This is a genomic window from Streptomyces sp. NRRL S-244 (genome assembly GCF_000717915.1).
GTDB lineage: Bacteria > Actinomycetota > Actinomycetes > Streptomycetales > Streptomycetaceae > Streptomyces.
Genome location: NZ_JOCX01000033.1, coordinates 1 through 12,197 on the forward strand (window position 1 = coordinate 1; position 12,197 = coordinate 12,197).

Annotated in this window: 8 protein-coding genes; 6 read left to right on the forward strand and 2 right to left on the reverse strand. The window is 75.4% G+C overall.

Translation table 11 applies throughout. The annotated features are described in order from the left end of the window. Positions 1-52 precede the first annotated feature (52 nt). Together IF02_RS0128310 and IF02_RS0128315 are read left to right on the forward strand one after the other, a co-directional pair. The gene (locus IF02_RS0128310) at positions 53-5,251 is read left to right on the forward strand and encodes a caspase family protein (RefSeq protein ID WP_078622384.1); all 5,199 of its coding nucleotides are present in this window, start codon (positions 53-55) and stop codon (positions 5,249-5,251) included. Further along, positions 5,248-6,105 carry a hypothetical protein gene (locus tag IF02_RS0128315; protein WP_030161851.1) on the forward strand — a complete coding sequence of 286 codons (858 nt, stop codon included), beginning with the start codon at positions 5,248-5,250 and terminating at the stop codon, positions 6,103-6,105. Before IF02_RS0128310 ends, IF02_RS0128315 begins: the two co-directional genes overlap by 4 nt. Positions 6,106-6,169: 64 nt before the next feature. Here the strand turns inward: IF02_RS0128315 and IF02_RS0128320 are convergent, their stop codons facing one another. Continuing rightward, complete coding sequence (locus IF02_RS0128320) at positions 6,170-6,649, reverse strand: Lrp/AsnC family transcriptional regulator (protein WP_030161854.1); 480 nt, start codon at positions 6,647-6,649, stop codon at positions 6,170-6,172. Positions 6,650-6,784: 135 nt separating this feature from the next. Here IF02_RS0128320 and IF02_RS0128325 point away from each other — a divergent pair, with 135 nt between their 5' ends. The 3 genes from IF02_RS0128325 to IF02_RS0128335 are packed head-to-tail and all read left to right on the forward strand — an operon-like array spanning position 6,785 to position 10,950. Next, positions 6,785-8,479 carry an SDR family oxidoreductase gene (locus IF02_RS0128325; RefSeq protein ID WP_078622385.1) on the forward strand — a complete coding sequence of 565 codons (1,695 nt, stop codon included), beginning with the start codon at positions 6,785-6,787 and terminating at the stop codon, positions 8,477-8,479. Beyond that, the gene (locus tag IF02_RS0128330; protein WP_030161857.1) at positions 8,476-9,861 is read left to right on the forward strand and encodes a cryptochrome/photolyase family protein; all 1,386 of its coding nucleotides are present in this window, start codon (positions 8,476-8,478) and stop codon (positions 9,859-9,861) included. The genes IF02_RS0128325 and IF02_RS0128330 overlap by 4 nt, the downstream gene beginning before the upstream one ends. A 48-nt stretch (positions 9,862-9,909) precedes the next feature. Further along, positions 9,910-10,950: a MerR family transcriptional regulator gene (locus IF02_RS0128335; RefSeq protein WP_078622393.1), complete on the forward strand. Its 1,041-nt coding sequence runs from the start codon at positions 9,910-9,912 to the stop codon at positions 10,948-10,950. Here the strand turns inward: IF02_RS0128335 and IF02_RS0128340 are convergent. Continuing rightward, positions 10,877-11,464, reverse strand: a complete 588-nt coding sequence (locus IF02_RS0128340) for an RNA polymerase sigma factor (RefSeq protein WP_051696615.1) — start codon at positions 11,462-11,464, stop codon at positions 10,877-10,879. The two genes, IF02_RS0128335 and IF02_RS0128340, sit on opposite strands and share 74 nt — an antisense overlap. A gap of 129 nt (positions 11,465-11,593) precedes the next feature. Here IF02_RS0128340 and IF02_RS0128345 point away from each other — a divergent pair, with 129 nt between their 5' ends. After that, positions 11,594-12,187, forward strand: coding sequence for a histidine phosphatase family protein (locus tag IF02_RS0128345; RefSeq protein WP_030161860.1), 594 nt, complete (start codon positions 11,594-11,596; stop codon positions 12,185-12,187). The last annotated feature ends 10 nt before the right edge of the window (positions 12,188-12,197 follow it).

Here is a 12,197-nt window from a genome sequence, read left to right on the forward strand (position 1 = left end):
GGTGCGGCGAGCGGCGGGGGGCGGCTGGGTGGGGCGACGATTCTTCATCGGCATGGGCAGCGGCAGGTACTTGCACCTTCCCCCCGAGGAACAACTCGCATCCGTCCCCTCCGACATCCGTGACATGTCGGCGCTCTTCCGGTCCTTCGGATACGACGCGGTCCTCTCCGGACTCGGTGAGTACGACGGCGCCGAACAGCTGCGCCAGAAGCTCCGCCACTGGTCCGCCGACACCGCCCTCACGGGCGAGGACGTCGTCGTGGTCTACTTCGCGGGCCACGGCGCCGTCGAGGAGCGCGACCGGCACTACCTGCTCTGCTGGGATTCGCAGGACGCCGACCTCGCCGCCACGGCCCTGGCCACCGAGGACCTCGTCCGCATCCTCTGCAAGGGCGGCCTGCGCCATCTGCTGCTGATCCTCGACACCTGTTCCGCCGGCGCGGGCAGCGCGGACGCCTCCGCCGTCGCGCTGCAGACCATCGTGTACCGGGGCGCGGCCGCCGACGCCTCCGCCGGCCTCTGGTTCCTCGCCTCGGCCCGCCGCAAGGACGTCGCCGACGACGGGGCCTTCGTGGCCGCCCTCGGCGACGCGATCACGACCACGACCGAACGCACCGGGCAGCGCCAGCAGTACCTCGACCTGACCGAGCTCGTGAAGGCCGTCAACGAACGCTTCGAGGCCGACGGCCGCGGCCAGCGCGCCGAACTGGCCAGTGGCCTGGTCACCGGCCTCGCCCCCTTCCTCGCCAACTCCGGCTACCGCGAGGAGTTACCGCCGCTCGGCACCGACCTGGAGGTCCAGCGCCGCGTCGTCGCCCGCGACCTCACCGAGCATTTCGGCCCCCGCTCGCGCGGCGTGGAGTTCGAGTCCGAGCAGGGCCTCTACTTCAGCGGCCGGGTGAGCGTGCTGTCCGAGCTGGTGGGCTGGCTGACCGCCCCCGACGGCGACTGCCGGGGCCGGGTCGTCACCGGCAGCCCGGGATGCGGCAAGTCCGCCGTCCTCGGCCGGATCGTCGCCCTCTCCGACCCGGCGTACCGGGCCCGGCTGGACCTCACGGGCGGGGACCCGCGCACCGTCGTCCCCGAGGGCTGTGTCACCGCCGCCGTGCACGCCCGTCACAAACGCCTCGAAGAGATCGTGGACCGGATCGCCGCCGCGCTCGGCAACGAGGCCGACGGCGCGGCCGCCCTGCTCCAGGAACTCACGCGGCGGGGCCGCCAGGGGTCGCCGCTGATCATCGTCGTCGACGCCGTGGACGAGGCCGGATCCGACACCGCCGCGGACGCCGGGGGCCACGGCGAGCCCCGCCGGATCACCCGCGAGCTGCTGCGCCCGATGTCGGAGATCCAGGGTGTGCGCCTCCTCGTCGGCACCCGGCACGAGCTTGTCACCCCGCTCGGACCCACCTTCGTCTGCCTGGACCTGGACCGCGAGGAGTACCGGGCCGGGCACGAGGACGTCACCGGGTACGTGGCCCGGGTGCTGCTCGCCGCCGAGGAGGCCGACGTACGCACCCCCTACCGCGGCCGTCCCGAACTGGCCCGCGCGGTGGCGCGCGGCGTGGCCGACAAGGCCGCCGGTGTGTACCTGTACGCCCGTACCACCGCCCGTACGCTGCGCTCCGACGAGACCGCCGTCGACATCACGAAGCCGGGCTGGGCCGAGGCGCTGCCCAGCGAGGTCGGCGAGGCCTTCGACGACTACCTGGCCCGCTTCGGCCCCGATGAGCCCCGAGTCCGGCGGATGCTGCTGGCGCTGGCCTTCTCGGAGGGCAAGGGGCTGCCCCGCGGCCGGGTGTGGACCGCGCTGAGTTCGGTGATCTCCGGGGTGCCCTGCGAGGAACAGGACGTCAGCTGGCTGCTCGACGTCGCCGAGGCCTACATCGCGGAGGTCGTGGACGACGACCGGCGCTCGGTGTACCGGCTCTACCACAAGGCCCTGGCCGAGCACCTGCGCGCCACCGCCGACCGGCCGCCCGCCGAGATCCAGCAGTCGGTGGTGGACGCCCTGAGGTCGCTGGTCCCCGGGGCGGCCGAGGGGCACCCCGACTGGTTCGCCGCAGTGGCCTACGTACGCCAGCACCTGGCCACGCACGCCGCCGAGGCGGGGCGGCTCGCCGAACTGGTCGAGGACCCCGGCTTCCTGCTGGCCGGCGAACCCCTCTCGCTGCTGCGCGCGTTCGCCACCATCGAGGGCGAAGGGGCCCGCCGGATCCGGGGCGCGTACGAACAGGTGGCCCACCGGCTCACCGCCGACCGCCCGCTCGGCGAACGGGCGGCCGACCTCCAGCTGTCGGCCCGGCGCTGCGGGGCGGACCGGCTCGCCGATCGGGTCGAGGAGCTCGCCGTCATCCGGCCCTGGTCGGCGCGCTGGGCCTGGTGGTCGACGAGCGGGGTCCACCGGCTGCTGGCCGGGCACACCCGTACGGTGGTCTGCGTGGCGGTGGGCCTCCTCGACGGCCGCCCCATCGCCGTCACCGGGAGCGTGGACCGTACGGCCCTCGTCTGGGACCTCCGGGCGCAGCGCCGGATCGGGGACCCGCTGCCGGTCGGGATCGCGGTGAGCGCGATCGCCATCGGGGAACTGGGCGACTACACCGTGGCGTTGACGGGAGGCGACGACGGAGTCGTCCGCGTCTGGGACCTTTCCGCCGGCCAGGAGTACGGTGCGCCGCTCACGGGCCACACCAACCGCGTCGAGTCCATCGTGGTCGGCACGGTGCGCGGGCACCCGGTGGTGCTCACCGCGAGCGCCGACGGCACCGCCCGGGTCTGGGACCTGGTCGGACGCCGCCAGCTCGGCCGGGATCTCAGCGCCCACCGGCGCTCCGTGCGCGCCGCGGACCTGGGCGAGCTCGACGGGCGCCCCATCGCCGTCACTGGCGGCGAGGACAAGGCCGTCCACGTGTGGGACCTCTCCGGCATCCTCGACGGCGGCGACGCCCGCCTCGACGGCAGCCCGCTGATCGGCCCCGCCATGGCGGTCACGGCGGTGTGCGCGACGGAGCTCGACGGCCGGACCGTGGCGCTGGTCGGCGACGAGGCGGGCATGCTCAGCCGGTGGGACCTCGCCGAGCGCCGCCAGATCGGCGAGCCCGTCATGGCGCACGTCCACATCACCCGCAGCGGGGTGTTCTCGGCTTCGGTCGGCGTACTCGGGGGCAGGCCGGTGGCGTTGACCAGCGGCACGCGCAGCGCCCGCGTGTGGGACCTGCGCACCCTGCAACCGCTCGCCCACCAGCTGCGCGGCCACGTGGAGGACATCAGGGCGGCGGCGCTCGCCCACCACGGCGAGGCCGCGCTCGCCGTCACGGTCGGCGACGACCGGACGGCCCGGATCTGGGACCTGACGGCGGACCAGCCACCCGAGGGCCACACCCAGCCCGTCTGCGCCACCGCCTTCTGTGCCGGGCCCGGCCGGTCGTTGGCCGTCACCGGGAGCGAGGACGGCACGGCCCGGGTCTGGGACCTGCAGACCCGTGAGCAGCTCGGCGCCCCGATGGAGGGCCACACGGGGCAGGTCACGGCTGTGGCCTGCGAGATGGTCCACGCCCGCCCGAGGGTGGCCACGGGCGGTTCCGACACCACCGTCCGCCTGTGGGACCCGCTGCGCGGTCCCGGCGCGAGCCTGGTGCTGACCGGCCACACCAACGCGGTGCGCTGCCTTGCCTTCGGTGAGCTGGACGGCAGGTCCGTCGTGGTCAGCGGGAGCGAGGACGGCACGGCCCGGGTCTGGGACGCCGCCTCCGGCGCGCCGGTGGGCTCCCCGCTGGCCGGTCACGTGGGAGGCATCCGCCGGCTGGCCGTGCGCCGGGCGGGGCGCGGGATGGAGATCGTGCTCTCCACCTCCCTGGGCCACGCCTACCTGTGGCACCTCACAGGTGACGGGGCCACCCCGGCCGCCCGGCGACCGGCCCACTTCGACGTCATGGACCTGACCCTGTCGGCCCGGATCGTGGGGGTGGCCTTCCACCGCTCGCGCGCCGTCGTCCTGGCCTCGCTCGCGGGGAACAACGTGCACGTCCACGACGTGGCCGACGGGAAGATGCTGGCGGGACCCTTCCGCGGCCACACCGGATTCGTGGTGGCGGGCGCCCTCGGGCAGATCGGGGGAGCTCCGGTCCTCGCCACCAGCGGCCTCGACAACGCGGTGCGGATCTGGAACGTGGAGACGGGGGAGCCCCTCGGCCCGCCCCTGGAAGTGTTCTGTTCACGAGGCCCCCTCGGCGCCGAGACCCTTCCGGTCTTCGGCCATGCGGACGGGGTGCCCGTCGTCATCACCTCCGGCTCCCTGGACGTGCGGGTCTGGGACCTCGTCGCCCTGCACCCGGTCGGGGAGCCGCTGTGCGGGGTGGAACAGACCCTGGTGTCCGCCGACATCGTCCCCGGTGAGCGCGGGCGCGACCTCGTCGTGACGGGAGGGCTCGACGGCGCCGTCCGCGTGCACGACCTGGCGGACGGCCGGCAGGTGGCGCCGCAGCTCACGTTCGAGACGCTGGCCCTCAGCCATGTCACCGCGGCCCGCCTGGGCGGGGACACCGTGGTCGTACGGAGCAGCTGGATGTACACCGACGTGTGGACCCTGGAGCCGCGCCGTCGGCTCGTGAAGCGGCCCGGCACCTCGTTCCGGGCCGAAACGTACGCGCTGGGCGAGCGCCGGATCGTGGTCTCGGTCTCCGACGACTACGCCCTGCACGCCTGGGACCTGGGGACCCAGGCGCCGCTCGGCGTCCCCATGACCGGCCACACCTCCAACATCGCCGGACTGCGGACCGCTCTCGTCGACGGGACGCACACCGTCGCCAGCTGCTCCTACGACGGGACCGTCCGGCTCTGGGACCTGGAGACGGGCCGCCCGCTCGCCGAACCGCTCGGCGGCCACGAGCTCGGTGCCACCGGGCTCGAACTGGCCCGGGTCGCGGGTGAGGACCTCGTCGTCACCGGAGCGGGCGACGGCAGCCTGCGCGTCCACGCCCGCGCGGGCGGCTGGCGGTTGCGCACCGAGCTGGCGCCGTTCTCCTCCGCGGTCGGCGCCATCCGCGTCATGGACGTCCGGGGCGTCGACACGCTCATCGCCGCCGACCAGCACGGTCTGATGCGGGTCTGGGACATGAGCCGGCCGGGCCTGTGGACAACGGAGATCCACATCGGCAGCGGCATCAACGGGTTCGCCGTCGACCCCGCCGGACGCGTCTGCGTCGCCACCGACATGGGCGTCGTCGCCCTCAGCCTGACGGAGGTCCGCGCGTGAGCCGTATCGTCCTCGTCCACGGCATCGCCCAGGAGGTCCTGGGCCCCGAGACCCTGCTCACCGAGTGGTGCCCCGCGCTCGCCGACGGCCTGACCCTCGCCGGGCACCCGGGCGTCCCCCGCGAGGAGGTCTCGATGGCCTTCTACGGAGACCTCTTCCGCCCCAAGGGCCACCGAGGCCTCGGCGCACCCGAGCTCGACGCCGGTGACGTCGAGGACGGCATCGAGCGCGAACTCCTGCTCCGGTGGTGGGAGCACGCCGCCACCCTGGAGACCCGGGTCTCCGGACCGGGCGACCGCACGCGGCTGCGCACCCCGCACCTGGTCCAGCGGGCCCTGGACGCGCTCAGCCACTCCGCCTTCTTCGCCGGGATCGGCGAACGCCTGATGATCGGCGCCCCCCGCCAGGTCCGGCGGTACTTCACCGAGCCCGCGCTGCGCGACGAGATCCAGGGGCGCCTCGCCGCGGCCGTGACCGACCGGACCGAGGCGATCGTCGCGCACTCCCTCGGTTCGGTCGTCGCGTACGAGACCCTGTGCGCGAGCCCGGACCGGCCGGATGTGTCGCTGGTGACCCTGGGATCCCCGCTCGGCGTGCGGAACCTGATCTTCGACCGGCTCCGGCCGGAGCCCTCCCGGGGGCGGGGCCGCTGGCCCGCGCCCGTGCGGCAGTGGACCAACGTCGCCGACCGGGGCGACCTCGTGGCGCTGGCCAAGGAGCTCGGGCCGCGTTTCGGGGAGCGGGTGCGGGACCTGTCGATCCACAACGGGGCTCGGGCGCACGACGTACGGCCCTATCTGACCGCGGCACCGACCGGCCGGGCGATCGCCGGAGCCCTGACCGGCCCGGGGTAACTCCGCGGGGTGATTCAGGCGGGGGGTGATCCCACCGAGGCCTCGTACCTGCCCCGGGCGCCCGTCAGGATGTGCGCGCAGCCCGTCCCACGGACTCCACCAGCGGCAGCAGCCGGTGCGCGACGCGTTCGCGCAGCGCCACCTCCGTACGGGTGCGGACCACGCCGGGCAGCTGGATCAGCCGTTGGATCACGTCCTCCAGATGCGCGTTGTCCCGGGCCGCCACCCGGGTCAGCAGGTCCCCGCCGCCGGTGATCGAAAAGGCCTCGATGATCTCGGGTACGGCGGCCAGGGCCTCGCCCACCTCGTCCAGGTGCCCCTGGGTGACCTCGATGTGCACGAACGCCAGCACCGGATGCCCGAGGGCCGCGGGGGAGAGGAAAGGGCCCGTTCCGGTGATCACCCCGGTGCGTTCCAGCCGGTCCAGCCGGGCCTGGAGGGTGCCGCGCGCGACCCCGAGGATCCGGGCGTACTCACGGACGCTGGTGCGCGGCTGTTCGATCAGCAGACGCAGGATCCGGGTGTCGAGCTCGTCCACCGCCATGCCGTGACTGTACCAATGGCCCAGTGCGGTGCCCTTCCGCCGAGTGCGGTCGAGGTGCATCCGCAGCGACCCGTCCACGGGAATCCCTTGAGGGACTGACTGCCGGGCGGACACGTCCGAGGAGCGGAGAGAGCGATGAAGGCCACCACCGGTCTGCACTGCCTGGTCACCGGGGCCACCGGATACATCGGGGGCCGCCTCGTGCCCGAGCTCCTCGACGCCGGACACCGCGTCCGGTGCCTGGCCCGGTCCCCCGAGAAGCTGCGCGACCACCCGTGGGCCGGGAGCACCGAGGTCGTCCGGGGCGACGTCGTCGACGCCGAGTCCGTCGCGGCGGCCCTGCGCGGCATCGACGTCGCCTACTACCTCGTCCACGCCCTCGGCGCCGGATCCGGATTCGAGGACCGCGACCGCACCGCCGCCCGCGTCTTCGCGGAGCAGGCCCGTGCGGCCGGCGTCCGCCGCATCGTCTACCTCGGCGGCCTCACCCCGGCCGGGATCCCGGTCCGCGACCTGTCCCCGCACCTGCGCTCCCGCGCCGAGGTCGGCGAGATCCTCCTCGGCTCCGGGGTGCCGGCCACCGTCCTGCGCGCCGCCGTCATCATCGGATCCGGCTCGGCCTCCTTCGAAATGCTGCGCTACCTGACCGAACGGCTCCCCGTCATGGTCACCCCCAGCTGGGTCGGCACCCGCGTCCAGCCCGTCGCCGTCCGCGACGTCCTGCGCTACCTCGTGGGCAGCGCCACCATGCCGCCCGAGGTCAGCCGCGCCTTCGACATCGGCGGCCCCGACGTGCTCACGTACGAGGAGATGATGCGCCGCTACGCCGCCGTCGCCGCCCTGCCCCACCGGCTCATCCTGCGCGTCCCGATGCTGACCCCGCGGCTGTCCAGCCACTGGATCGGCCTGGTCACGCCCGTGCCACGGGCGCTGGCCCGGCCGCTCGCCGAATCCCTGCGCCACGAGGTCGTGTGCGCGGAACACGACATCGCGCGGTACGTCCCCGACCCGCCCGGCGCCCCGATCGGCTTCGACCGGGCCGTGTCCCTGGCCCTGCGGCGGGTGCGCGAGGCGAACGTGACCACCCGCTGGTCCTCCGCCTCCCCGCCCGGTGCGCCCAGCGACCCGCTGCCGACCGACCCCGACTGGGCGGGCGGCAGCCTCTACACCGACCGGCGCGAACGCGCGGTCGACGCCTCGCCCGCCGCGCTGTGGCGGGTGGTGGAGGGCATCGGCGGGGAGAACGGCTGGTACTCGTTCCCACTGGCCTGGGCCGTACGGGGCTGGCTCGACCGGCTCGTCGGCGGGGTCGGCATCCGGCGCGGCCGACGCGACGCCGCCCGGCTGCGCGTGGGGGACTCCCTGGACTTCTGGCGGGTGGAGGAGATCGAACCGGGCCGCCTGCTGAGGCTGCGCGCGGAGATGCGGCTGCCGGGGCTGGCCTGGCTGGAGATGTACGCGGACCCGGCCGCGCCGCCGGGCCGGGACCAGGGCGGTGCGGTCCGGGGCGCCCGGTACCGGCAGCGGGCCCTGTTCCATCCGCACGGGCTGCTCGGCCACCTCTACTGGTGGAGCGTGTCGCCCTTCCACGCCGTCGTCTTCGGCGGCATGGCCCGCAACATCGCCCGCGCCGCGCGCCGCCTGGACGAGGAGGCCGCCGCGACCCGGGACCCCGCGTCCGACCGGCCCGCGTCCGACCGGCCCGCGTCGGGCAGGCCCGCGTCCGACCGGTCCCTGTCCGACAGGCCCGCATCCGACCGGCCCCCGTCCGCCGAAGTACCGGACGACAGCCGTCCCCCCGGTCCCGACGCGGAGCGAGAGAACCCATGAACGTCGCGGTGGTCCTGTACACCTCCGACCTGCGCCTGCACGACCACCCGCCGCTGCGCGCGGCCCTCTCCTCCTGCGACCGGGTGGTGCCGCTCTTCGTCCGCGACCGGGCCGTGGACGCGGCCGGCTTCGCCGCGCCCAACCGGCTCGCCTTCCTCGCCGACTGCCTGGCCGACCTCGACGCCGGACTGCGCGAGCGCGGCGGCCGTCTGGTGCTGCGGTCCGGCGACGCCGTCGCCGAAGTCCGGGCCCTCGTCCGGGAGTGCGACGCCGACGAGGTCCACATGGCGGCCGGGGTCAGCGGCTACGCCCACGCCCGCGAGGAACGGCTCCGCGCCGCCCTCGAAGCCGAGGGCGTGCGGCTCTACGTACACGAGGCCGTGATCACGGTGGCCGCCCCCGGGGCCGTGCTCCCCGCCGGCTCCGACCACTTCGCCGTGTTCACCCCGTACTTCCGCCGCTGGTCCGAGCTGCCGCCCCGCCCCGTCGCCCCCGCGCCGCGTTCCGTCCGCGTGCCCGACGGCATCGGCTCCGACCCGCTGCCGCGGCGCGCGGACGTCACCGGGGTCTCCCCGGGCCTTGCCCGCGGCGGCGAGCGCGAGGCCCGCGACCTGCTCAGGCGCTGGCTGCGCGCGGGCCTCTCCCGCTACGCGGACTCCCACGACGACCTGGCCGGCGACGCCACCTCCCGGATCTCCCCGCACCTGCACTTCGGCACGCTCTCGCCCACCGAGGCCGTCCACCGCGCCCGCGCCGCCGCCGGCCCCGCCGCGGACCCCGGCGCCGAGGCCTTCGTCCGGCAGATCTGCTGGCGCGACTTCCACCACCAAGTGCTCGCCGCCCGCCCCGAGACCGCCGTACGCGACTACCGCGACCGCCGCGACCACTGGCGCACCGGGGCGGCCGCCGAGGAGGAGACCGAGGCCTGGAAGGAGGGCCGCACCGGCTACCCGGTGGTCGACGCGGCCATGCGCCAGCTCCGCCACGAGGGCTGGATGCACAACCGGGGCCGGCTGCTCACCGCCAGCTTCCTCACCAAGACCCTGTACGTGGACTGGCGGATCGGCGCCCGGTACTTCCTGGACCTCCTGGTGGACGGGGACCTCGCCGACAACCAGCTCAACTGGCAGTGGGTGGCCGGGACGGGCACCGACACCCGCCCCAACCGGGTCCTCAACCCGGTGCGCCAGGGCCTGCGTTACGACCCGTCGGGCCGCTTCGTGCACCGCTGGGTGCCGGAGCTCGCCGGGCTGGACGCCCCGAAGGTGCACGAGCCCTGGCGCCTGCCCGCGCCCGAGCGGGCCCGCTACGCCTACCCGGACCGGATCGTGGAACTCGCCGACGGGCTCGAACGGTTCCGGAGCGGACGGGGAGCGCAGTGAACGGCGGTCCCGGCCGCCCCGGCGCCCTATCGTGAGCGGGTGGACCGCGTGCCCCAGACACCACCGCCGCCCCAGACATCACCCCCGCCCCAGACACCACCCCAGCCCCGGCGCGCCGCCGCGCTGAGCACCGGCGCTGTCGCCCGCCACCTCGGGGTCTCGCCGACGACGCTGCGCTCCTGGGAGCGCCGGTACGCGATCGGCCCGGCCCGCCGCGAGCCCGGCCGGCACCGCCGCTGGACCCCGGGGGACATCGCCCGGCTGGAGCTGATGTGCCGGCTCACCGCCGACGGGGTGCCGCCGGCCGAGGCGGCCCGGGCCGCGCTCGGCGGCGCCCCCGGAACGCGCCCCGCCGCGCCGGAGCCGTCGACTGCTCCCGGCGGGCCCGACGCCCTTCCGCTGGGCGCGGTCCGCCCGGAGTGCCGGGGGCTCTCGCGGGCCGCCGTACGCCTGGACGCGCCGACCGTGGCGGAACTGCTGGAGGCGGCCTTGGCCGAGGACGGCCTGGTCACGGCCTGGGAGGAGGTCATCGCGCCGACCCTGCACGCCGTGGGCCGCAAATGGGCCACCGCCGGGGAGCGTTACGTGGAGGTCGAGCACCTGCTGTCCTGGCAGGTCTCCGCGGCGCTGCACCGGATCCGGCCCCTGCCCGAGCCGCCCCGGAGCCCGCCGGTACTCCTCGCCTGCGTCCCCGGCGAGCAGCACAGCCTGCCCATCGAGGCCCTGACCGCGGCCCTCGGCCAGCGGGGCGTGCCGGCCCGGATGTTCGGGGCCGCCCTGCCCGCCGAGGCCCTGCGCGACGCCGTGCGGCGCACCGGCCCGCGGACCGTCGTCCTGTGGGCGCAGTCCCGTACGACCGCCGACCCGGCCCTGGCCCGGTCCGTGGCGGGCATCGAGTGGGGACTGCGCGGTGCCCGGAGCCGTCCGGCACTGCTGCTCGCCGGACCCGGCTGGGGCGCGGACGTACCGGCGCCGCGCGCCGAGCGGCTGTACGGGCTGCGCTCGGGCCTCGCGGTCATCGAGTCGCTCGGGCCGCCGCGGGCAGCGACCGGCGCAGCCGGTGCAGAGCCCTTCGCATATGGCTCTTGACGGTGCCCAGCGGGAGCCCCGTGCGGACGGCGATCTGCGTCTGGGTCAGGTCCGCGTAGAAGGCGAGGTGCAGCACCCGCCGCTGCTCGGAGGGCAGCCGGGCCAGCTCCCCGAGGACCAGCAGCCGGTCGAGGACCTGCTCCGCCTCCTGCCGGGCCGGGCCCGCGGGAGGCTCGGCCGCACCGCAGGAGGCGCGCGCCGCGGCCGCGGCCGCCCGGGCCCGCCGGGTCCGCGCCTCCAGGGCGTCGGCCACCTTGTGGCGGGTGATGCCGGTGATCCAGGCCCCGAGCCCGCCGGGCCCGGGCCGGTAGCGCCGCCGGCCGTGCCAGGCGGCGAGGAACACCTGCTGGGTGACGTCCTCGGCCTCCCGCTCGTCGCCCAGGCACCGGTGGGCGAGCGAGTGCACCAGCGGCCGCCAGCGCCGGTAGACGGCCTCCATGCACCGCTCGTCGCCCGCCGCGAAAGCCGCCGCGAAACCCGCCGCGACGCACTCCTCGCGCTCGCTTCCATCCATGGCCCGAGCCTCGCGAGTGCGTCCCGGACGAGCCACTCGCAGCGTTTGCGCATCGATTGCTCCCGGGCCGGGTCGGTCGGGGCGGGAATCCCCCGGCGCCGACACGCCGGAGGGTTTATGGTCCGGAACATGAGCGACCTGTTGCTGGTGAGGCACGGCGAGACCGCCTGGAGCGCCAATGGGCGCCACACCGGGCGGACCGACATCCCGCTGACCGCCACCGGCGTCGAGGAGGCCATCTCGCTGGCCCCGTACTTCCGCGACCGCCACTTCGCCCTGGTGCTGACCAGCCCGCTGCGCCGGGCCGTCGCCACGGCCGAACTCGCCGGACTGAGCGACGGCGTCACCGACCCCGACCTGTACGAATGGGACTACGGCGGCTACGAGGGCATCACCACGGCCGAGATCCAGCGGACCCGGCCGCACTGGTCCCTGTGGACCGACGGAGTCCCGCCCGGCGACGCCGAACACCCCGGCGAGAACGCCGCCCAGGTCGGCGCCCGCGCGGACCGCGCCCTGGCCCGGGCGGCCGCCGTCCTCGCCGAGGACCGCGGCGACGCCGTCATCGTCGCCCACGGCCACTTCCTGCGCGTCCTGACCGCCCGCTACCTGGGCCTGCCCCCGCAGGACGGCCGGCTCTTCCTGCTGCGCACCGGCACGGTCAGCATCCTGTCCACCGAACACGACCTCCCGGTGATCGCCGGCTGGAACACCCACCCCTGAGTTCCGACCC